This is a genomic window from Cellulophaga fucicola, assembly GCF_900119145.1.
In the GTDB taxonomy this organism is placed as follows: Bacteria; Bacteroidota; Bacteroidia; order Flavobacteriales; family Flavobacteriaceae; genus Cellulophaga; species Cellulophaga fucicola.
In genome coordinates, this window is the sequence record NZ_FPIY01000001.1 from 347,213 (window position 1) to 370,505 (window position 23,293).

The window sequence follows — 23,293 nt, forward strand, 5'->3', positions numbered from 1 at the left end:
TTATTTATTAAAATGTGTTTGTTTTAAAGTAGGCCACTCTTCTTTTAAAATACCGTAACAGCAAGAGCTACGTCTAAAGTTATTTTTTGTAGTTACGTTTTTTCTTAAGATACCTTCTAAACTAGCTCCTAGTTTTTCAACAGCTTTTCTAGATTTTATATTTCTTTCGTCTATACGGAGTTCTACTTTTTCAAAACCTAAGTGTTCAAACGCATAGGAAAGCATTAGAAACTTCATTTTATGATTAAGGCCTGTGCCTTGTGTTGCAGGAGATATCCAAGTCCATCCAATATGTAATACTTTGTTTTTGGTGTCTATATTTCCAAACCGCGTAGAGCCTACATAGCTAGATGTTCTTTTGTCGTATATGGCAAAAGCAATTACATTATCTGCTTTAAGAGCATTAGAAATATATTCCTTTAAATTAATTAAGGTAGATATGTCACTAGAGCCAAATTTGTATAAATCTACTTGTTGTGCAACTGGCCATAATAAATCTGTGTGACTGTGTTCTAATGGAATTAACTTAACAATATTATCTTCTAATATTTGCGTGGTGTTTATCATTTTACCAGATTGTTTATTACTTCTTTTTTAACTTCATGAGTGCCATTAAAAGTTATAAAATTTGTGTTAGGGTCTATAATATTCTTAACTCTTATTTTTTCTAGCTCTTTACGGTCATCATCAAAATAAGCATCTTCATTACCAACTATATATGTTGTTTTGGTGTTATTATCTTTTAAGAATGTAAAATCTTCTTTGTGTAATTCTTTTGGTATTGTGCCAGCATACAATACAAAATTAGTACACTTTATTTTTTCTTTAGCCAACCATCTTGTAACTACAGATACACCTTGGGAATATCCTAACACAATAAAGTTACAATTGTCTGGAATATTCTCTGCCTGGTATACCGTATTTAAATAAGATATTAAATTCTCTGTTTCTGTGCTCGTGTTTTCTCTAGTGAGCCAACTAGCGCCAATATGAGTAAATTTATTGTTTAAGTAGTATTTAGAAGGTGCTTGTGGGGCAATAATATAATTTTCGGTTTCTGGGAGTTCGTTAAAATACCGCAAAAAGTATTTACTAAGGTATCCTATGCCGTGGCACACAAGCCAGACATTTTTAGTGTCTTTTGTTAATGTGTTAAGTGTAGTGTAAGAGTTGGTTGTTGTATAGCTTACTTCTTTTTCTATTGGCTGCATAAAATGTGCTTTGCTGAGGTCTAAAATCAAAATTTAAAGTTATAGCTTTTGTTGTATATGGATTGATTATTTTTACAAAAAAAAATAGGGTATGAACGAAATTCAAGAGAAAATACTACGTATTTGTAATGAGAACTCTAAGAATACTTTAATGGAAACATTAGATATAGAGTATGTTGAGGTTGGAGAGAATTTTTTAGTAGGTAAAATGCCAGTAGGGCCTAAGGTATATCAGCCAGACGGAATTTTACACGGTGGTGCTACAGCTGCTTTAGCGGAAAGTGTTGGTAGTGCGGCTTCTTATATTTTTTTAAACGGACAAGAGTTTTTTGTACGTGGATTAGAAATTACTGCCAATCACGTAAAAAGTGTTAAAGAAGGTAATGTTTATGCAAAAGCAAGCATAATACACAAAGGAAGAACTACACAGCTTTGGGAGATTAGAATTACCAATGATGCAGGTGAGTTGGTATCTTTATGTAAGTTAACAACTATTTCTCTGCCAAGAAAAAAGTAATAGATGAAACATTTTTTTGAGCAACTACAAACTCAGTTAGATTTAACTAAGCCTTTTGTAGTTTACAGAAAACCAAAAGAAACTAAAGTTAATGCAATATTACAAGCAGATGCTGTTTTGCATTACGTAAAAGATTATCAGGAATCGGGATTTGTATTTGCACCTTTTAATAGTAAAGATGCATCAATCTTAATACCAAATACAACTGTTTTAACAACTACTTATACATCAGAAGAACAAAATGCTAGTTCTTCTCTAGATAGTGTTGTGGCGTCTACTGTAACGGCTAAAGAGAATCATATCAACCTTGTAAAAAAAGGAATTGCAGCTATAATAAAAGCCCAGTTGCAAAAAGTAGTGTTGTCGCGTACAATAGAAGTAGCAACAGCAAAAGCTCCTTTAGATTTATTTAAGCAGTTATTAGATGTATACGATACTGCGTTTTGTTATTTGTGGTATCATCCAAAAGTAGGGATGTGGTTAGGGGCAACACCTGAGGTTTTGTTAAAAACTGAAAACCAGCGTTTAGAGACTTCGTCTTTGGCAGGTACTCAGGTTTATAAAGAAGGGCAAGAACCAATTTGGGGAGAAAAAGAATATAACGAGCAAGATGTAGTAACTCTGTTTATAAAAAAAGAATTAGAGGATAAGGTAACCAATTTAAAAGTAACAAATGTAGAGTCTGTAAGAGCTGGTAAACTATGGCACCTTAGGACTAAGATTACGGGAGTAATGCAAAATAACTTAAAAGATATTTTAGTAGCATTGCACCCAACACCTGCAACTTGTGGCTTACCAAAACAAACAGCAAAAGAGTTTATTTTAGCAAATGAGAATTACAATAGAAGCTATTATACAGGCTTTTTAGGAGAGCTTAACTTTAGTAAAGAACTACATAGAGCTAAGACAAGGCGTAATATAGAGAATAGAGCATATACTGCAATTAAAAAGGTTTCTAATATCTATGTTAACTTACGTTGTGCAGAGGTAACTAATACAGGAATAAAGGTATATGTTGGTGGCGGAATAACAAAAGGCTCTAATCCAGAAAAAGAATGGGAAGAGACAGTAGCTAAAAGTGGTACTATGTTGCGTATTATTCTAAAATAATTGGGTAAACAATAGTTTACAATGTACTTTTGCACAATTAAATTACTAATAAATATTCTTATAAATTGAGATACTCCAGTATACCTAGCGCCCAATCTGTTATATTACATTGTAAGGCAAAAGGAGTTAAAGATATAGTAATATCACCAGGTTCTAGAAATGCACCATTAACCATTGGTTTTACAGAAGATCCTTATTTTAAGTGTTACAGTATTGTAGACGAGCGTTGTGCAGCTTTTTTTGCATTAGGCATAGCACAGAACACAGGTAAGGGTGTTGCTGTTGTTTGCACATCTGGTAGTGCATTGCTTAATTATTACCCGGCAATTGCAGAGGCTTTTTACAGTGATATTCCTTTATTGGTTATTTCTGCAGACAGACCAACGTATAGAATAGATATAGGGGACGGACAAACCATTAGACAAGCTAATGTGTTTAAAAATCACATAGGATATCAGGCTAATTTAAAGCAAGATGTTTTGCACGCTACAGCAACTGTTCAAAAATATGGTAAAGCATTATTGTTAGCTAAAGAATCTCCAGAGACGCAACAGAACAACATAAATAATTACAATGGTGTAGAGTTGCAAAAAGCAATAGATTATGCTTTAGAAGAGCGCTCACCTGTACATATAAACGTTCCTTTTGAAGAGCCTTTGTATAATACGCAAGACTATGCATCTGTTTTTCCTAGTATAAAGGAAGAGGAAGACCCTACATTAGAAACATGTTCTCGTTTAGACGATTTTGCAGCTATATGGAATAACGCTAGTAAAAAAATGATTTTAGTGGGTGTTAATAAACCCAGTGTGGTAGAACAACAGTTTTTAGATGAATTAGCTGAGGACGAATCTGTAATTGTTTTTACGGAAACAACATCTAACATACATCATCCTTCTTTTTTTAATAGTATAGATAGTATTTTGGCTCCTATTGAAAAATTAGATAATAAAGACGAATTGTTTACGACATTGCAACCAGATGTCTTGTTAACTTTTGGAGGTTTGATAGTGTCTAAAAAAATAAAACAATTTTTACGTACATATAAACCAAAGCATCATTGGCATATAGACGGTAAAAAAGCTTACGATACATTCTTTAGTTTATCGCATCATTTTAAAGTAGATACAAATACATTTTTTAATGCTTTTTTAGATAAGACAAAATATAAGGAGAGTGGTTATTATGAGTATTGGTCTAAGGTTAAGCTTGGTTATGAGCAAAAGAGAGAAGCATATTTAGAAACTATTCCGTTTTCAGATATGTTGGCTTTTTCAAAAATACTACCTAACATACCAAGTGGTTACCAAGTACACTTGTCTAATAGTTCTACGGTTAGGTATGCACAGCTTTTTCCGCTAAAAAGTGCGTTAAAAGTATATTGTAATAGAGGAACAAGTGGTATAGATGGTAGTACGTCTACAGCTGTAGGTTCATCGATCTACGCAAAAAAACCTACTGTTTTAATAACAGGTGATTTAAGTTTTTTATACGATAGTAATGCACTTTGGAATAACTATATAAAGCCTAATTTTAGAGTTATAGTATTAAATAATAGTGGAGGTGGTATTTTTAGAATATTACCAGGTCAAGAAGAGACAGATAACTACAAAACATATTTTGAAACAACTCATAACTTAGATATCTCTAATTTATGTAAAATGTATAGCATTGATTATAAGCTCGCTGAAGATGAAGAAATGTTAGAAAAACATTTAGAGAATTTTTATGAAGAATCTGATAGACCTAAATTATTAGAGGTGAAAACACCTAGAATAATAAACAATAAAATTTTGCTTAGTTATTTTGATTTTATATCTTAGAAGCATTATTAACATTAACTATCAAAAAAGAACATTAAAATTATGAGTCAAAGAGATGATTTAATTACAAAATATGCAGCAGACATAAAAGATAAATTTGGTGAAACTGCAGATATGGATTTATTAACTAAAGTAACTATTGGTTTAGGTCCGTCTATATACAATAAAGACTCTTCATTAGTATCTGGTTCTGACGAAAAAGAATTAGAAACAGTTAAGAAAAACTTTTTAATGAAGAAGTTAGGGATGAGTGATGATCCTAAATTAATGGAAGGTATAAAAGCTGTTATGGATAAATATGGCTCTGCTAATAGAAATAAGCACAGAGCTGTAGTATATTATAAATTAGCACAGCATTTTAAAAAAGAATCTGTTTATAACAAATAGAACTTTTAATAAAATATTTTAAAAGAGGCTATCTTAAGTAAGGTAGCCTCTTTTTTTTACTGTATTTTTGCGATATACAATTGTAAAATGGAATTAGGAAAATATAACACACTAGAAATTTTAAGAGACACCAGTGTTGGTTTGTTTTTAGGAGATGAAGAAGGTAATGACGTTTTGTTGCCTAACAAGTACGTACCAGAGAATTTTGAGATAGGAGATATGCTTACTGTATTCTGCTACTTAGATTATGATGAAAGACCAGTTTCTACAACATTAAAACCATATATTACCCGTAACGATTTTCATTTGCTACGAGTAGCTGAGGTAAATAACTTTGGTGCTTTTATGGAGTGGGGATTAGAAAAACACTTGTTGGTTCCTTTTAGAGAACAACGTACTAAAATGGTAGATGGCCAGTGGTATATTGTGTACTGTTATTTAGATGAAAAAACAGATAGGTTAGTTGCATCTAATAAATTAGATAAATTTTTATCTAATGAAGAGTTAACTGTAGAAGATAACGATGAGGTTAATATTTTGTTTACACGTAAAACAGATCTTGGATGGGAAGTTATAATTAATAACTTGCACAAAGGTTTAGTGTATTCTAATGAAGTTTTTAAAGATATATCTATAGGAGATAAGCAAATAGGGTATATTAAAAATATAAGAACAGATAATAAAATAGATGTTTCTCTACAGCCTTTAGGTCATTTAAGCTTAGAACCTGTAGCTGCCAAAATTTTACAAAAAATTAAGGACGACGGGGGTTATTTAGGCTTGCACGATAAATCTGATCCAGAAGATATTAAAATACAGTTACAGCTAAGTAAAAAAGCATTTAAAAAAGGCGTGGGTACTTTGTATAGAGAGCGCAAAATAGAAATTAGAGAAGATGGTCTTTATTTGCTTTAAAAGAAAGTAACAGTTAGTTTGTAAAATTAAACCTACAAGATTAATTTTGTAGCATAATTTAATAGTACAACATTTTTTATTAGTTTAAAAAAGGTTTAAATTGCATAGACCACAATGTCTTTTACATTACTATTGAACTAACCACTAAATTAAAGAATATGCCATTTATAGAAGAAGTAGATTTACTAGAATTGCATAAGGATATAGACAAAGCTCAGTTAATGAACGAGCGCTTACTAGATCAAATTAAGTTTAAAAATAAAGAACTCAAGAGAAAAAAGAGACAACGTAATGTTTTAGGAGTAATTGCAGCTGTGTTTTTTCTTGGAACGTTAGTCTTCACCTCGTTTTCTGCGGGTTTGTCTACAAGGGCAAGAGCTTTTAATAAACAAGAGAATAATAACATATTGGTATCTATAGATAGTTTAGATGTTATTAAATCTAGAATTAATAACCTTAAAGAACAAAACGAAGAACTTAACTTTGTAAACGATTTTTATTTAGCTAAAAATATTTTAGACAAAAAAATAATTTATTCTGTTCAAGTAAAAACATTTGTAGACAATAATGTAACATTAGTGTCTAATACATTGGCAAACACTTTATTTGTAAAGAATAATCCTTTTTACACATATTCTATTGGTAATTTTGAAACTATTGATGAGGCTAGAACATTTAGATTACAGCTTGTGAAAATGGGTTTTGAAGATGCTTTTGTTGCCTCTTATAAAGATGGTAAACGATTAAAAATAGAGAACCCTAATTAAGAATGAAATTAAAAGCTTGGGTAAATGCAGCTAGGTTAAGAACCTTGCCTTTGTCTGTATCTGGAATTATAGTTGGTTATGCGCTTGCAAGCTTATTTGGTTTTACTAATAGCACTATTTTTATATTAGCCTTGCTAACAACTGTTGCGTTACAAGTAACTTCTAATTTTGCAAACGACTACGGAGACGGTGTTAAGGGTACAGATAACGACACAAGAATAGGACCAAAGCGTGCTTACCAAAGTGGTATACTAGCAAGAAAAGAACTTAAAAGAGGTATTATTATAGCTATAGTTATAAGTTTAGCTTTAATAATAGCATTAATATTATCTGCATTTAGCACAGATAGTCTTGTGTATATAGCTATTTTTTTTGTGTTAGGTATATTGGCAGTATGGGCATCTATAAAATATACGGTAGGCGAATCTGCTTACGGTTATAGGGGTTTAGGAGATGTGTTTGTATTTATATTTTTTGGTTTAGTTAGTGTATTGGGCTGTATGTTTTTGCTTACTAATAAACTATATGCAGTAGCATTTTTACCTGCAATAACAGTTGGGTTATTAAGTGTGGCAGTTTTAAACTTAAATAATTTACGAGACATTATATCAGATAAAAACTCGGGAAAAAATACAATAGTTGTTAAAATGGGCTTTTTAAACGGAAAAAAGTACCATTATTCAATACTTATAGTTAGCTTTATTTGCGCATTAGTTTTTACACTATATAGCTATACAAATTTTATTAATTTTATATGGATAATAGCTTATATACCTATAGCTAAACATTTTACAAGAATTGTTAAAATGAAAGATTCATTAACAATGGATCCTGAGTTAAAAATAGTAGCTTTGAGCAGTTTTTTATTTGCTATTTTGTTTTATTTTAGTTTTAATAATTTTTTGTAAATTAGCGTATATAAAGTCCATCCTAAAACCAACAAAATTGGAAAAACCCATAAAAATACTAATTGTAGAAGATAATGTTATCATAGCAGATGATATGCAATCAATGCTAGAGGAGATAGGCTATGAAATAGTAGGTAACGTTATTGTTTATGAGCAGGCAGAGGAAGTACTAAGAACTACAGAAGTAGATTTAGTGCTTATAGATATCATATTAGCATCAGATAAAACAGGTATAGATCTAGGTAAGCATATTAGAGCAAACTATAACATTCCTTTTATATTTGTTACGTCTAACTCAGACAGAGCTACAGTAGAAAAAGCAAAAATTGTTAAGCCAAACGGGTATTTAGTAAAACCTTTTGAGCAACAAGATTTATATACGTCTATAGAAATAGCTTTATCTAATTTTAACTATTTAGACAAACAAGGACTTACGGAGGACGATGTAGATAAGCCTATGTCTAACTCAGTTTTAAAAGATTCTATCTTTGTTAAAAAACAACACCTATACTACAGAATTAATTTCACAGATATACAGTTTATTAAAGCTGATAATGTATACTTAGAGGTAAACACTGTAGATAAGAAGTTCTTGGTAAGGTCTCCACTAAAAGATTATTTAGAGAAATTACCTAGAGATAAATTCTACAGGGCTCATAAATCTTACATTGTAAATGTAGATCATATTGGCGCTGTAAATTCTAAAGATGTTATGATTAATGATAAGTTAATCCCGATCTCTAAAGAATTTAAAGAGTTTATAATTTCTTCAATGAATTCGTAAAACTGACTGTACAAAATAAAAAAGCCTTACTAATTTTAGTAAGGCTTTTTTATTGGTTATTGGTGTAAGTTTTTACTGTAGAATTTTTGTTGTTACTTTGTTTGTAGAAAATAGGTATGCATCTCTATCTTTTTAAGTCTTATGTTATTGTGCTAAAAGTGTTTTATTTTAGCAAATCGGAGCTTTTATTTTAAATAATTGTAAGTAATTCTTACAATAGAGCACATTTTTTATAAAAACAAAGAAGTTTTGCCCTATTATTTTTACTATTTTAAGCCTATTATTATTAAGAAAATCATAACTTGCCCTAGACTTTAACAGAAACTTAAGAAAAAGAGAAATTTTAGAGTTTCAGTCTCTTTTTGCTTAACTTTCGTTAGGCTAAATATTATAACAGACCTCTCAGAATATGATTACTATAATTGCTGGTATATTGAGCAACCAAAAAACAAGAATAACCAATCTAACTCCAAGAATAAAAGTAGTAAGCACTAAAACGTGTTGTGCTGCTCTTATTTTATTATTTATAGCAACAAGTAATCTGGTTGCTCAAGAAATACAACTACAACAAACAGTTCTAGATAGTTTTGTAAAAATACCATCTGCAAAAGATAAGTTTAACTATTTTTATAAGACGCCAAATAGATACAAGGAAAATTCTAGTTATGAGTGGTTAGAGAGCATAGACTCTATGCTTACCAAAGCAAGAACGGCACAAGATGATGGTTCTATTGAGTATTATAAAATTCTTCAGGCTCATATACATCAAGATTTAGTGCAGTATGATAAGAGTATAGCAATTACAAATGAGCTATATATAGATAAAACAAAACTGACAGATACTCTAAAAAGTGCGCTATTAGATATAATGGATGAGAATTATTCTCAACTTAAATTATATGAAAAGCAAATTGCCATTCGTAAAGAGAAAAAAGAACTAGGGTTAGCAGATAATATCTCTTTTTTCGACATTTATGCAGATCAGGGCTTGTACCAAAAGGCAAGAAGCGAGTATATTAGAGAAATGAGTAATTCTATTAGTAATAAAGATTACTATGGTCAGGCACTTTACAATAATAAAATCGGTGATTTTTTAAGATTAGATAAATCATCACAGGTTGCTTTAGATAAATACCAAGAGGCAAGAAAATTTATAAATACTTATTTAGACACTATTGCAAGACCCAAAACAGAAGATGATTTGGTTAAAGGAGCTCTTTTAAAAGGAGTTATAGAAGGTAATATTGGTAAATGTTATATGATCTTAAAAAGATACGATGAAGCTATACCATTGTTAGATTCTAGTTTAGTTAAGATAAGAGAAAACAATGTAGAAGTATACTCGCAAGATGCAGTAGAAAACACATTAGACTTGGCAAATTGTTATTTGCAAACCAATAAATTAGATAAGGTTTTAGAGTTAATTAACGACGATTTGCGTACAATTAAGGTTTCTAATGTATTGCGTAAAAACCAGTTGTTAGCTGTTTATTATCAAAAAATGAACGACTTTAGAAGAGCTAACTATTATTTAAATAATAACATTAGAATAAACGATTCTATTAGAGTTAACGAGACACTTAAAAAACACCAACAAATAGCAACAGTCTTTGAAAAAGAGTTAGAAAACTCTGAAGACAGGTTAGATGAGAAAAAAATAGAATTAGAGAATGCTAAAATAGAAGCTCAGGCAAATGATGAGCGTATGAGTCTTATTTTAATCTCTTTAATATTTACATTGTTAGGTTTAGGAGGTTTAGTTTTTGCTTATATAAAGAGTATTAAAAACCAACGTGTTATTGCAAAGCAAAACAATATTATAGAAAGTCAGTTAATAGAAAAAGACTCGTTATTAAAAGAAATTCACCATAGAGTAAAAAATAACCTTCAGATGGTATCTAGTTTGTTAAGTCTACAAACTAAAAACACTAAAAGTAAAGCTGCTATTATGGCTTTAGAAGAAGGTAAGAGTAGGGTTAAAGCAATGGCTTTAATACACCAAAAACTATATCAGAATGATGATTTATCTGTTATAGAAATGCAAGGTTATGTAGAGAGTTTGGTAAATAGTGTGCAATCTGTATTTAAAAAGGGTGGTCATAATATTACCATTACAATAGATGCAGAGGGTGTAGAACTAGATATAGATAGAGCAATTCCGTTTGGTTTAATATTAAACGAACTTGTATCTAACTCGTTTAAATATGCCTTTCCAGAGAACGACGATAACGGTAAAATCTATATACATTTAAGAAACACAGAAACGGGTGGTTATTTTGAGTATACAGATAACGGAGTAGGTTTACCAGACGATACAGACGAAAGAACAAAGTCTTCTATGGGTATTCGTTTAATGAATCGTTTAGTAAATCAGCTACAATCTACACTTAATATAGATAAATCTGTAGAAGGAGTTCGTTTTTGGTTCAATTTTAAATAAATTTGAACTAAAATAAAATACTATGAAAATTACATTCCTTGGTCACGCAACTTTGTTACTAGAAGTTGGAGACAAAACTGTTTTGGTAGATCCATTTATTTCTGGAAACCCAAAGAATACTAATTTAGTAGATAAAGATACTTTAAACCCAGATTACATATTAGTTACTCACGCACATCAAGATCACGTTTTAGATGTAGAAGATATAGCTAAAAGAACCGATGCTGTAATTGTTAGTAATTTTGAAATTGCAACGCATTACGAGAGCAAAGGACTAAAAGTACACCCTATGAATCATGGTGGTAGTTGGACTTTTGATTTTGGAACCGTAAAATACGTAAATGCAATACATACATCTTCATTTGCAGATGGGGCTAATGGTGGCTTACCAGGCGGATTTATTATTACATCAGCAAATAGAAGTATTTACATAGCTGGTGATACAGCTTTAACTATGGATATGAAACTTATCCCTATGTTTACAAAGTTAGATTTGGCTGTTTTACCAATAGGAGATAACTTTACTATGGGTGTAGATGATGCTATTATTGCATCAAACTTTGTAGAATGTAATACAGTTTTAGGATATCATTTTGGTACTTTTGGTTTTATAGAGATTAATGAAACAAAAGCTGTAGAAAAATTTAAAGCAGCCGGTAAAGAACTACATTTATTAGCAATAGGTGCATCACTTACAGTATAATATAGCTGTAATGGAAGCAACTTATAAAAAATATACACTAGACTTTAAAAGACCTAGCGGAACCTCTAGAGGTGTGCTTACGCAAAAAGAAACTTGGTTTATCATTTTAAAACAAAACGATAAATTAGGTATAGGTGAGTGTGGCATATTAAGAGGTTTAAGTATAGATGATGTTCCAAATTACGAGGATAAGCTAAAGTGGGTGTGTGCTAATATTCATTTAGGTTTAGACACGCTTTTAAATACTTTAACAGAGTTTCCTAGTATACAATTTGGACTAGAACAAGCATTTTTATCATTAGCATCAGAAAATCCTTTTACCTTGTTCAAAAACGATTTTTCAACCAGTGAAGCTAGTATTCCTATTAACGGACTAATCTGGATGGGAGAAGAATCTTATATGCATCAACAAATACAGCAAAAACTAGAAGATGGTTTTAGTTGTATTAAAATGAAAATTGGAGCAATCGATTTTGATAAAGAAATAGCGCTTCTAAAATCGATTAGAGCAAAATATAAAAAAGAAGAAATAGAACTTCGTGTAGATGCAAATGGTGCTTTTAAAGAGGATGCTTTAGTTAAGTTGAAGATTTTATCTCAATTAGATTTACACTCTATAGAACAACCAATTAAGCAAGGCAATTACGCCCAAATAAAAAATCTTTGTGCTGTTACGCCATTACCTATTGCTTTAGACGAAGAATTAATTGGTGTGTTTGGTGTAACAAAAAAGGAAGAACTGCTACAAACTATACAACCACAGTATATTATTTTAAAACCTAGTTTAGTTGGTGGGTTTAAAGGTTGTGAAGAGTGGATTTCTATTGCAGAAAAATATAATATTGGTTGGTGGGTAACAAGTGCATTAGAAAGTAACATTGGTTTAAATGCAATTGCGCAATGGACATATGGTTTGCAAAATAAAATGCCACAAGGTTTGGGTACAGGAGGTTTGTATACTAATAATTTTAATAGCCCTTTAGAAGTTAGTAATGGGGCAATTAGCTACCGTAAAAATCTAAATTGGCAAGAAAATTTAATAAAGAACTTATGTATATAGAACAAGGATATAAAGGAAAAACTAGAGGTCTATGGAAGTATTTTATTATTCCTACAGCTTTTATTATTTTAATGATTTTTAATTATATAGCAGTAAAAGCATCACCTGTTCCATTAGATAAGTTAATGGGTGATATGATAAAACAGTTTGGTAGAAATACTGTTTTTGCTATTAATTTATTTCCTTTGGCTATGGGCTTTTTTTTAGTTTTAGGATGGACAAAGCTGGTACATAGGCAATCTGTAACATCTTTAACAACAGCAAGAAAAAAGATAGACTTTAAGCGTATAGGTTTTTCTTTTGCTTTTTGGGGTTTATTAACTGTTTTTTTATTTGCTGTGGGATTTGTGTTATCTCCAAACGATTTTGTTTTCAATTTTAAAGTAGGACCTTTTATAGCCTTAGCAATTATAAGTTTGCTGTTAATACCCTTACAAACTAGTTTTGAAGAATACCTTTTTAGAGGACATATGATGCAAGGTCTAGGACTCTTGGCAGGCAATAAATTAGTGCCGTTAATTATAACATCAGTTTTGTTTGGTGTTATGCATATGGCTAATCCAGAGGTAGAAACGCTAGGTTATGGTATTATGGTGTATTACATTGGTACAGGTTTCTTTTTAGGAATTATTACGCTAATGGATGAAGGTTTAGAGCTTGCGCTTGGTTTTCACGCTGCAAATAATTTAATTGGAGCTTTGTTGGTTACTGCAGATTGGACCGTTTTTCAGACAGATTCTATTTATGTAGATGTGAGTAAACCAGAACTAGGCTGGGATATTTTTGTACCTGTTTTAGTAATATATCCAATATTAATATTTCTTTTTGCTAGAAAATACAAGTGGACAAATTGGAAAGAAAAACTAACGGGTAAAGTTTTAAAAGAAGAGGAATTATCTCCTGAGCAACTTACAGATAATGCATTTTAAAACAATACATCCTAAATTTAAACTTAATGGTGTTTCTTTCTCTAATGATAGCCTAAAAGCATATGCTTTAGAGTTAATTAAGAAAAATAATTTTGAAAATGCCATAGGTTTGTTTTTACAAGATTGGCTTTCTGTTGCAGCAACTTTAACAGTGCATACTTCTGGTTCTACAGGTACTCCTAAACCAATTACGTTGCAAAAAGAGCAAATGGTAAATTCAGCTTTGGCAACAGGTTCGTTTTTTAATTTAAAAGAAGGAAGTACGGCACTATTATGTTTGCCTGCAAGTTATATAGCAGGTAAAATGATGTTGGTTAGAGCATTAATTTTAGGTTTAGAATTAGACTACGTAGATCCTAGTTCTAATCCTTTAGAAGAAATAAATAAACAATATAAGTTTTCTGCAATGGTTCCTATGCAGGTTTTTAATTGTATAGATAAATTACATTTAATAGATACACTTATAATTGGTGGTGCATCAGTTTCTATAGATTTAAAAGAAAAGTTAAAAGGAAGAAAAACACAGTTGTTTGAAACTTATGGGATGACGGAGACTATTACCCATATAGCAGTAAAAGAAATTAATGCAGCGACTTTTAAAGCATTACCAAATGTAGCACTCTCTTTAGATAAACGTAATTGCTTGGTTATAGACGCTCCGCAAGTTTCTAAAGAAATTATTAGCACTAATGATGTTGTAGAGTTGGTTTCTAAGGGCGAGTTTAAATGGTTGGGTAGGTTTGATAATATTATTAACTCTGGAGGAATAAAATTGAATCCAGAGCAGATAGAAACTAAATTGTCAGATTTTATAACTGTACCATTTTTTATAACTAGTTTACCAGATAGTTTATTAGAAAACAAGCTTGTTTTACTAATAGAAGGAGAGCAAACAATTGAAGACTTAATTTTCTCTCTTAAAAGTTCTACAGCATTTACTTCTTATGAAATACCTAAAGAAGTATATTATATACCTGAGTTTACTCGTACAGAATCTGGAAAAATTCAACGTGCTAAAACTTTAGAATTACTTAAAAAGTAACTTCACTCACTCAAAAGTACACTTCCCTAATTCCGTGTTTTTCTATTGGCGACTGTATTGTAGGTTTGTTTTAAACTTATAAACCAATCATTATGAAAAACTTTTTATTTGCCTTATGTATTATTTTTTGTAGCACACAATTAAGTGCCCAGACAAAAACAGATAAAGTTGTAGTTACAGATAGTGGAGATGTATTTTATAGCTGCTTTTCAAAACTATCAGATAATCTACCATTTAATATTTACGAGTTTGGGGCGGAAAACATTAATTCTCAGCAAGATTTGTACAATGCAATTAGAGCTAAAGTTCCGGGTGTTCAAATAACCAATACTCAGAATAATAATACGCCAAAAATTAATATGAGAGGAGATAGTAATACCATTGTTATTATAGACGGTGTTCGTTATACAGATACTTCAATTTTACAAACCATTAGCCCTTTAGATATTGAAAAGGTGTATGTCGCTAATTCTGTTGCGGCCTCTAATTATTTGCTAACCAAAAGAAACTAAATTTTATGAAAAATCTATTATTTATACTTTGCATAATTGTATGTAGCATACAAGCAAACGCACAAGAACTAACAATTACGGGTATAGTTACAGATGCTACTGGTCCTTTACCAGGAGTAAATGTTATTAGTTCAGGAACAAAACATGGAACAACCACAGATTTTGATGGCCTATATACTATAAAAGCCAAAAAAGGGGACACGTTAGCATTCACCTACATAGGTTATAAATACAAAGAAGTTGTAGTAAAAGAGAGTCTTAAAATTGATGTTGTCTTAGAAGAGGATACTGCCACTTTAAAAGAAGTAGTTATCACAAGTTATGCAAGCTCTTCAGAAATAGCATACACAGGTAATAATGTTAGAAAGGTTACAAAGAGAGAGAAAATACAAAACAAAATTTCTAATCAATTAGCGGGTAATGTTGCAGGTGTGCAGATTACAAAGGGCACAAAAAACACGGCTAAACCAATAGTAATAAGAGGTGTATCTTCAATTAGCGCAGGTAATGAACCATTATATATTGTAGATGGAGTTCCTGCAAAAGAGGGTAACAGAGCTATTTATAAAATTAAACCATCAAAAATTAAATCTATGGAGGTTTTTAAATCTCCTAAGGCAAGTGTTTTGTTTGGTGAAGCAGGTAAAAATGGATGCGTAATTATTACAACAAAAGGATATACTAGTACAATTAATTACGATGAGGAATATGCTAAATTATCAGAAAATCAATTTAAGAAAGTTACGCTAGACCCTCTTTCTACTTTTTCTATAGATGTTGATAAAGCTGGTTATAGTAATATAAGAAGAATGATAAATAACGGGGAAGATATTCCTTTTGATGCTGTTAAGGTTGAAGAAATGGTTAATTATTTTGATTATGCTTACCCACAACCAACAGAGGAGCATCCATTTTCTATAACTACAGATGTAGCTAAAACGCCTTGGAATACGCAAACAGAATTGGTTCGTATAGGTTTACAAGGAAAAGAGTATTTAAATGAAGAATTGCCAGCATCTAACTTAACTTTTTTAATAGATGTTTCTGGCTCTATGGGAGATTATAATAAATTACCACTTTTGGTATCTGCTTTTAAATTATTGGTGCATCAACTTAGAGAAAAAGATAAAGTTTCCATTGTAGTTTATGCAGGTGCTGCTGGTGTTATTTTACCACCAACAAGCGGACATCAAAAAGAAAAAATAATAAATGCATTATCTAAATTAGAAGCAGGCGGTTCTACAGCAGGCGGTCAAGGTATTCAGTTGGCGTACAAATTAGCAGAAAAGAACTTTAAAAAGAACGGAAACAATAGAGTAATACTTGCTACAGATGGCGATTTTAATGTGGGTGCGTCTAGTAACAAGGATATGGAAAAATTAATAGAGGAAAAGAGATCTTCTGGAGTATTCTTGTCTGTTTTAGGTTTTGGAATGGGGAATTATAAAGATTCTAAGTTAGAAACATTGGCAGATAAAGGTAATGGTAACCACGCGTATATAGATAATATGCAAGAGGCTCAGAAAGTATTTGGTAAGGAGTTTGGAGGTACGCTGTATACTATTGCTAAAGATGTAAAAATTCAGGTTGAATTTAATCCTGCTAAAGTACAGGCATACCGTTTAATTGGTTATGAAAATAGACTTTTGGCAGATGAAGATTTTGTGGATGATACTAAAGATGCAGGTGAATTGGGTAGTGGTCACAAAGTTACAGCGTTATACGAGGTAGTTCCTGTTGGTGTAAAAAGCGATTATGTAAAAGATGTAGCAGATTTAAAATATACAAATACAGAGGTAACAGATAGCTATACTGATGAGTTGTTTACGGTTAAGTTTAGATATAAGAAACCAGATTCAGATACAAGTACAGAAATGGTTCACATTCAAAAAAATGAAGAAACAGAAATGTCGGCAGATTTTAAATTTGCTTCAGCAGTAGCTTTATTCGGATTGCAATTGCGTAAATCTCAGTTTACAAATAGTGCTAGTTTTAGTACTGTACTTAAGTTAGCAGAGCAAGGTAGAGGAGAAGATAAGCAAGGATATAGAGCCGAGTTTATACGTTTAGTAAACGCTACAAATAAGGAATTATAAAATAGATAGTGGTTGTGTTTTTAAAGTGCTAGCTAATTATGGTTAGCACTTTTTTTATGTTGCAATCTGTAAAATAATACAGAGGCTAATAAACCAATTAAAGAGAAACTTGCAAGCATAATAAAAACGTGTTGGTGTCCTAATTCACCAGGAGAATTATCTAGTAAAACACCCATTAAAGGACCTGCAAAAATATCTGGCGTATAGCCAATAATAGAAATAAGCCCTACTGCAGTTCCTGTTAAAACTAGAGGTATGTGGCCTTCTTGCATAGTTGCAAAATATAAAGAACGTACCGCATAAACACCGGTAACTGTAATTAAAATAGAGACTAAAAACAGCGTTGTACTTGTAGGTGTTATAATTCCAGAGGCAAATAGTAAAGATCCTAAAATACTAAGTATAAAACTTATAATAAGCCAAAGTGTAGTTTTGCTTCTATCTGCAATAAAACCTATTAAAATGCCAATAATAGGTCTAATAAAGAGTAAAAGTGTACCAATTTCGGCAGATTTCACCTCATTGTATAACATTACTTCTTTTGCGTAAAGAGAGAAAACATCTGTTATTTTATAGCCAACATAAGCACACAAAATAATTACCATTAACAACCAAATTGAGGGTATTTTTAAAACCGTTTTTATTTGGTGTGTAGATATAGACTGTATCTGTATTTCTTCTTCTTTTATACTATTAGACTTTAAAAAGAACCAGACAATAATGCCAATTACAACTATAATGCCAGATGTTACCCAAACAATATAATTAAAAGCTTCTGTTCTATTTGCTAGGCTTGCTGTTTCTACAGCTCCAATTATAAATAAAGAAAATATAAAAACGCCTAAAGCACCAAAGCTAGCACCAACTAGTCCGCGACCACCATCTAAAAAGCCAAACGCTTTACCTTGCGAGGTATTTCCGCCCCAAACACGAGTAGCTTTTATCATTGGAGCCCAAAACAAGAAAATGGTTGTAAAACCCCAATAACCGTACAATACTTTAAGTACAAAATAACTTGGATTAGCAGCAAGTACTAATCCGCCTAGAGCAGTAGCAAATAATGCCATCGCAATTAATTTTCTAGGAGGAAATCTATCAGCTATTGGTCCGCCTAATAAATAAGATGCCATAGCAACAAAACCATAAACAGAAAAACAAGTACCTAGCTCTAAATTGGTTAAATTAAAAACCTCTAATACGGTAGGTCTAAAAACTCTTGCTAAAACAAAAGGTAATATAAACACTGCTTCTCCAGATAAAATAAGGAGAAACAAATAGAGCCAGTTATGTTTTCTTTTAGTGTCGATAAATAGATTTTTGATTATAAAATTAAACCTGTATTACTCCTAAGTTAAAAGGCTTTTCAATAGGAGCGTGGTCTGCAGCTTCAATACCCATAGAGATCCATTTTCTAGTATCTAATGGGTCTATTACACCATCTGTCCATATGCGAGAAGCAGCATAATAAGGAGATATTTGCTCGTCATATCTAGCTTTCACTTTATCAAACAATTCTTTTTCTTTTTTCTCGTCTATTTCTTCTCCCTTTTTAAGTAAAGAAGCTTTTTCAATCTGCATTAAAACTTTAGCGGCAGAATTACCACTCATTACAGCAAGTTCTGCACTTGGCCAAGCAGCAATTAATCTAGGATCGTATGCTTTACCACACATAGCATAATTACCAGCACCATAACTATTACCAATGACAATGGTAAATTTAGGAACAACAGAGTTGCTAACTGCGTTTACCATTTTAGCACCATCTTTAATTATACCGCTATGCTCACTTTTACTGCCTACCATAAAACCAGTAACATCTTGTAAGAATACAAGCGGAATTTTCTTTTGGTTACAGTTGGCAATAAAACGAGTAGATTTATCTGCGCTGTCATTATAAATAACGCCACCAAATTGCATTTCTCCTTTTTGTGTTTTTACCAATTTACGTTGGTTGGCAACTATACCAACAGCCCAGCCATTTATACGACCATAGCCTGTAATTATAGTTTTTCCATAACCTTCTTTGTATTCTTCAAAATCAGAATCATCAACTAGACGCTTAATAATCTCAAGCATATCATACTGGTCACTTCTAGATTTTGGTAGAATACCATAAATATCTTTAGGATCTTCTTTAGGCTTTTTAGCTTCAATTCTATTAAAGCCAGCTTTATCGTAATCGCCAATTTTACTTACTAGATTTTTTATTTTATCTAAAGCATCAGCATCGTCTTTAGCTTTATAATCTGTAACTCCAGAAATCTCACAGTGTGTAGTTGCTCCACCTAAAGTTTCGTTGTCAATATTTTCTCCAATAGCAGCTTTAACTAAATAACTACCAGCTAAAAATATACTAGCTGTTTTATCTACAATTATGGCTTCATCACTCATAATTGGTAGGTAAGCACCACCAGCAACACAGCTTCCCATAATAGCAGAAATTTGAACAATTCCTATACTACTCATTCTGGCATTATTTCTAAAAATGCGTCCAAAGTGTTCCTTGTCCGGAAAAATTTCGTCTTGCATTGGTAAATAAACACCAGCACTATCTACCAAATATATAATTGGCAATTTATTTTCTATTGCAATTTCTTGCGCTCTTAAGTTTTTCTTTCCGGTAATTGGGAACCAAGCACCAGCTTTAACCGTAGCATCATTAGCAACAACAATACATTGCTTGCCTTGTATATATCCCATTTTAACTACAACGCCACCAGAAGGGCAGCCACCGTGTTCTTTATACATACCTTCACCTGCAAAAGCAGCTATTTCTATAGCATCTGCTTTAGAATCTAATAAGTAGTCTATACGCTCTCTGGCAGTCATTTTACCTTTTGCGTGTTGTTTTTCAATTTTACTTTTGCCACCACCCAACTTTACTTTAGTCAGTTTATGTTTTAAATCTGATAAAAGGAGCTTGTTGTGATCTTCGTTCTTATTGAAATTTATATCCATTCTTTAAAAATTGCTTTAGACCATAAAGATAAGTGGAATAATATATATGATATTGATTAACTTTGATAAAATATATAAATAAAGTTATTTTAATGCGAGATAAAATACGCTGGGGAATTATAGGGTTAGGTAATATAGCTGAAAAATTTGCTAAAGATTTAGCTTTGGTTAAAGATGCGGAACTGGTTTCTGTATCTTCTAGAAACGTAGAAAAAGGCACATATTTTGCAGAAAAACATAGTGTAAAAAACAGATACTCTAGCGCGGTAGATTTATGTAATTGTAAAGATGTAGATGTAGTTTATATTGCTACGCCACATACAATACATGCAGAATTAGCTATTTTAGCTATGAACAGTGGTAAGCATGTTTTATGCGAAAAACCAATGGGTGTTAATACAACACAAGTAGAAAAAATGATAACAGCATCTATAAAAAACAATGTTTTTTTAATGGAAGCTTTATGGAGTAGGTTTCTGCCATCTATACAAAAAGTAAAAGAAATTGTAGATACTAAAGAATTAGGAGAAATAAGCTATTTAAAGTCTGACTTTGCCTTTTACGGCTTAGATAGAGCAGAAGATAGCAGACTGTTAAATGCTAATTTAGCAGGAGGTTCTTTATTAGATATAGGTATTTACCCTGTGTTTTTAGCATATCTACTTTTAGGAAAACCTAAAGAAATACTAGCAACAGCAAACTTTTATAGTACAGGTATAGAAAAACAGATTTCTATTATTTTTAAGTATGATAACGCACAGGCGCATTTGTATAGTGCATTAACTGCTAACACAGAAACTAGTTCAGAAATTTCTGGAGCTAAAGGACTTCTAAAATTAGAAACCAGATGGCACGAAGCAGAGGGTTATTATATTGAAAAAAATAGAGAAAAAGAATACTTTAAAACTCCTAAATTAGGTATAGGGTATACGCACGAAATTAAAGAAGTAAATACATGTATTAGAAACGGAAAAATAGAAAGTGAACTATGGTCGCATCAAAATAGTTTGGATTTAATACATTTATTAGATCAAATTAGAGAAAAAACAAACATAGTTTTTCCTTTTGAAGCCTAATTTATTAGGTATTTTCCCCATAAAATTACGATATTTGACAATTACTAAACCAACAAAATTTGAAGATGAATAAAAATACAGTTTTAGCGTGGGCTACATTTATTATGATATTTGTAGGTTTGGCGCTAATTGCACTAGGTGCTTTTAGATATGATGATGTTGCCGGATGGGGATTTGCAGCCGTAGGTTTTGGCTTTTTTGCTATTGCATGGGTTTTTAATGCACTTAAAGGTAGAGTGTAAAACATAAAATATTAAGGCAAAACAGTATTAACCATACACTGTTTTGCCTTTTTTTAATTGAATTATTTAATAACTAATAACATAAAAAATATGTCTGACGATAAGAAAGTCATTTTTTCAATGTCTGGTGTAACAAAAACCTTTAAAACGGCCAATACTCCAGTATTAAAAAATATATATTTAAGTTTCTTTTATGGTGCCAAAATTGGTATTCTAGGTCTTAACGGCTCTGGTAAATCTACCTTATTAAAAATTATAGCAGGTTTAGATAAAAACTATCAAGGAGATGTTGTTTTTTCTCCTGGGTATAATGTTGGCTATTTAGAGCAAGAGCCTAAATTAGACGAAGATAAAACTGTAATAGAAATAGTAAAGGAAGGTGTTGCAGAAACTGTAGCTATTTTAGATGAGTACAATAAGATAAACGATATGTTTGGCTTAGAAGAAGTGTATTCTGATGCAGATAAAATGGACAAGTTAATGGCTAGACAAGCTGTTTTACAAGATCAGATAGATGCTAGTAACGCTTGGGAATTAGATACTAAATTAGAAATTGCTATGGATGCTTTACGTACTCCAGATGGCGATAAAAAGATTAGTGTATTATCTGGTGGTGAGCGCAGAAGAGTTGCTTTATGTAGACTGTTATTACAAGAACCAGAAATTTTGCTTTTAGATGAGCCTACTAACCACTTGGATGCAGAATCTGTACACTGGTTAGAGCATCATTTAGCACAATATAAAGGTACTGTTATTGCTGTAACGCACGATAGATACTTTTTAGATAACGTAGCTGGTTGGATTTTAGAATTAGATAGAGGTGAAGGTATTCCTTGGAAAGGAAACTACTCTAGTTGGTTAGATCAGAAATCTAAGCGTATGGCAGATGAAAGCAAAGTAGCCTCTAAACGTCAAAAAACATTAGAACGAGAGTTAGAATGGGTGCGTCAAGGTCCAAAAGGGCGTCAAAGCAAACAAAAGGCACGTTTAAAGAATTACGACAAATTAATGAGTCAAGATCAAAAACAGCTTGACGATAAGTTGGAGATTTACATACCTAACGGTCCGCGTTTAGGAACTAATGTAATAGAAGCAAAAGGTGTTAGTAAAGCTTTTGATGATAAATTACTTTATGAAGATTTAAACTTTAGCTTGCCACAAGCAGGTATTGTTGGTATTATTGGTCCTAATGGTGCTGGTAAAACAACAATATTTAGAATGATAATGGGAGAGGAAACTCCGGATAAGGGAGAGTTTAGTGTTGGTGAGACTGCTAAAATTGCTTATGTAGACCAAAGTCACTCTAATATAGACCCAGAAAAAACAATCTGGCAAAACTTTAGTGATGAGCAAGAGTTGGTAATGATGGGTGGTAAGCAAGTAAACTCTAGAGCTTATTTAAGTAGATTTAACTTCTCTGGTAGTGAGCAAAACAAAAAAGTAAGTATGTTGTCTGGTGGTGAGCGTAACCGTTTACACTTAGCAATGACGTTAAAAGAAGAGGGTAACGTTTTACTTTTAGATGAGCCAACAAACGACTTGGATGTAAATACTTTACGTGCCTTAGAAGAAGGTTTAGATAACTTTGCAGGTTGTGCTGTTGTTATCTCTCACGATAGATGGTTTTTAGATCGTATATGTACACATATATTGGCTTTTGAAGGTGATTCTCAAGTCTATTTCTTTGAAGGGTCTTTCTCTGATTATGAAGAGAATAAGAAGAAACGTTTAGGTGGAGATTTAATGCCAAAACGTATTAAATATAAAAAGTTAATTAGATAATTTTCTAATTACTACAATAATAAAAAAGCTC

Annotated in this window: 22 protein-coding genes; 18 read left to right on the forward strand and 4 right to left on the reverse strand. The window is 31.7% G+C overall.

Going from position 1 to position 23,293, the window contains the following annotated elements:
• Positions 1 to 567: a GNAT family N-acetyltransferase gene (locus tag BT107_RS01545; protein WP_072301994.1), complete on the reverse strand. Its 567-nt coding sequence runs from the start codon at positions 565 to 567 to the stop codon at positions 1 to 3.
• Positions 564 to 1,211 (reverse strand): alpha/beta hydrolase, encoded by a 648-nt coding sequence (locus BT107_RS01550; protein WP_072301995.1) that lies wholly within the window; start codon positions 1,209 to 1,211, stop codon positions 564 to 566. Before BT107_RS01550 ends, BT107_RS01545 begins: the two co-directional genes overlap by 4 nt.
• 91 nt (positions 1,212 to 1,302) lie before the next feature.
• Here BT107_RS01550 and BT107_RS01555 point away from each other — a divergent pair, with 91 nt between their 5' ends.
• The 15 genes from BT107_RS01555 to BT107_RS01625 all read left to right on the forward strand — a co-directional run bounded on the left by BT107_RS01555 (position 1,303) and on the right by BT107_RS01625 (position 17,204).
• Positions 1,303 to 1,728, forward strand: a complete 426-nt coding sequence (locus tag BT107_RS01555; RefSeq protein ID WP_072301996.1) for a PaaI family thioesterase — start codon at positions 1,303 to 1,305, stop codon at positions 1,726 to 1,728.
• A gap of 3 nt (positions 1,729 to 1,731) precedes the next feature.
• Positions 1,732 to 2,838 carry a chorismate-binding protein gene (locus BT107_RS01560; protein ID WP_072301997.1) on the forward strand — a complete coding sequence of 369 codons (1,107 nt, stop codon included), beginning with the start codon at positions 1,732 to 1,734 and terminating at the stop codon, positions 2,836 to 2,838.
• 65 nt (positions 2,839 to 2,903) lie between these two features.
• Positions 2,904 to 4,661, forward strand: coding sequence for a 2-succinyl-5-enolpyruvyl-6-hydroxy-3-cyclohexene-1-carboxylic-acid synthase (menD, locus tag BT107_RS01565; RefSeq protein ID WP_072301998.1), 1,758 nt, complete (start codon positions 2,904 to 2,906; stop codon positions 4,659 to 4,661).
• 42 nt (positions 4,662 to 4,703) lie between these two features.
• Entirely contained in the window at positions 4,704 to 5,048 is a 345-nt protein-coding gene (locus tag BT107_RS01570; RefSeq protein ID WP_072301999.1) for a DUF2853 family protein, read from the forward strand.
• Positions 5,049 to 5,135: 87 nt separating this feature from the next.
• Positions 5,136 to 5,963: a CvfB family protein gene (locus BT107_RS01575; RefSeq protein WP_072302000.1), complete on the forward strand. Its 828-nt coding sequence runs from the start codon at positions 5,136 to 5,138 to the stop codon at positions 5,961 to 5,963.
• Positions 5,964 to 6,121: 158 nt separating this feature from the next.
• Positions 6,122 to 6,730: a sporulation protein gene (locus BT107_RS01580; RefSeq protein ID WP_072302001.1), complete on the forward strand. Its 609-nt coding sequence runs from the start codon at positions 6,122 to 6,124 to the stop codon at positions 6,728 to 6,730.
• Between the two features lie 2 nt (positions 6,731 to 6,732).
• The gene (gene menA, locus BT107_RS01585) at positions 6,733 to 7,638 is read left to right on the forward strand and encodes a 1,4-dihydroxy-2-naphthoate octaprenyltransferase (RefSeq protein ID WP_072302002.1); all 906 of its coding nucleotides are present in this window, start codon (positions 6,733 to 6,735) and stop codon (positions 7,636 to 7,638) included.
• A gap of 37 nt (positions 7,639 to 7,675) precedes the next feature.
• Positions 7,676 to 8,422 carry a LytR/AlgR family response regulator transcription factor gene (locus BT107_RS01590; protein WP_072302882.1) on the forward strand — a complete coding sequence of 249 codons (747 nt, stop codon included), beginning with the start codon at positions 7,676 to 7,678 and terminating at the stop codon, positions 8,420 to 8,422.
• Positions 8,423 to 8,831: 409 nt separating this feature from the next.
• Complete coding sequence (locus tag BT107_RS01595) at positions 8,832 to 10,862, forward strand: sensor histidine kinase (protein WP_084639072.1); 2,031 nt, start codon at positions 8,832 to 8,834, stop codon at positions 10,860 to 10,862.
• Between the two features lie 22 nt (positions 10,863 to 10,884).
• Positions 10,885 to 11,565: a metal-dependent hydrolase gene (locus BT107_RS01600; protein ID WP_072302003.1), complete on the forward strand. Its 681-nt coding sequence runs from the start codon at positions 10,885 to 10,887 to the stop codon at positions 11,563 to 11,565.
• A gap of 10 nt (positions 11,566 to 11,575) precedes the next feature.
• A complete protein-coding gene (locus tag BT107_RS01605) occupies positions 11,576 to 12,625 on the forward strand; it encodes an o-succinylbenzoate synthase (RefSeq protein WP_072302884.1) in 1,050 nt (349 codons plus the stop codon).
• On the forward strand, positions 12,616 to 13,554 hold the full coding sequence (locus tag BT107_RS01610; RefSeq protein ID WP_072302885.1) for a CPBP family intramembrane glutamic endopeptidase: 939 nt from the start codon (positions 12,616 to 12,618) through the stop codon (positions 13,552 to 13,554). Before BT107_RS01605 ends, BT107_RS01610 begins: the two co-directional genes overlap by 10 nt.
• Complete coding sequence (locus BT107_RS01615) at positions 13,544 to 14,596, forward strand: AMP-binding protein (protein ID WP_072302004.1); 1,053 nt, start codon at positions 13,544 to 13,546, stop codon at positions 14,594 to 14,596. The genes BT107_RS01610 and BT107_RS01615 overlap by 11 nt, the downstream gene beginning before the upstream one ends.
• Before the next feature lie 92 nt (positions 14,597 to 14,688).
• Entirely contained in the window at positions 14,689 to 15,108 is a 420-nt protein-coding gene (locus tag BT107_RS01620) for a TonB-dependent receptor (RefSeq protein ID WP_072302005.1), read from the forward strand.
• Between the two features lie 5 nt (positions 15,109 to 15,113).
• Positions 15,114 to 17,204, forward strand: a complete 2,091-nt coding sequence (locus tag BT107_RS01625) for a VWA domain-containing protein (protein WP_072302006.1) — start codon at positions 15,114 to 15,116, stop codon at positions 17,202 to 17,204.
• 32 nt (positions 17,205 to 17,236) lie between these two features.
• Here BT107_RS01625 and BT107_RS01630 read toward each other — a convergent pair whose 3' ends face one another.
• Complete coding sequence (locus BT107_RS01630) at positions 17,237 to 18,511, reverse strand: MFS transporter (protein ID WP_072302007.1); 1,275 nt, start codon at positions 18,509 to 18,511, stop codon at positions 17,237 to 17,239.
• A gap of 22 nt (positions 18,512 to 18,533) precedes the next feature.
• Entirely contained in the window at positions 18,534 to 20,162 is a 1,629-nt protein-coding gene (locus BT107_RS01635; protein ID WP_072302008.1) for an acyl-CoA carboxylase subunit beta, read from the reverse strand.
• Positions 20,163 to 20,254: 92 nt separating this feature from the next.
• Here BT107_RS01635 and BT107_RS01640 point away from each other — a divergent pair, with 92 nt between their 5' ends.
• From BT107_RS01640 to ettA, 3 genes are all read left to right on the forward strand, one after another.
• Positions 20,255 to 21,238: a Gfo/Idh/MocA family protein gene (locus BT107_RS01640; RefSeq protein ID WP_072302009.1), complete on the forward strand. Its 984-nt coding sequence runs from the start codon at positions 20,255 to 20,257 to the stop codon at positions 21,236 to 21,238.
• Between the two features lie 65 nt (positions 21,239 to 21,303).
• Entirely contained in the window at positions 21,304 to 21,480 is a 177-nt protein-coding gene (locus tag BT107_RS17465; RefSeq protein ID WP_170854685.1) for a CAL67264 family membrane protein, read from the forward strand.
• A 90-nt stretch (positions 21,481 to 21,570) separates the two neighbouring features.
• Positions 21,571 to 23,262 carry an energy-dependent translational throttle protein EttA gene (ettA, locus tag BT107_RS01645; RefSeq protein WP_072302886.1) on the forward strand — a complete coding sequence of 564 codons (1,692 nt, stop codon included), beginning with the start codon at positions 21,571 to 21,573 and terminating at the stop codon, positions 23,260 to 23,262.
• Positions 23,263 to 23,293 lie beyond the last annotated feature (31 nt).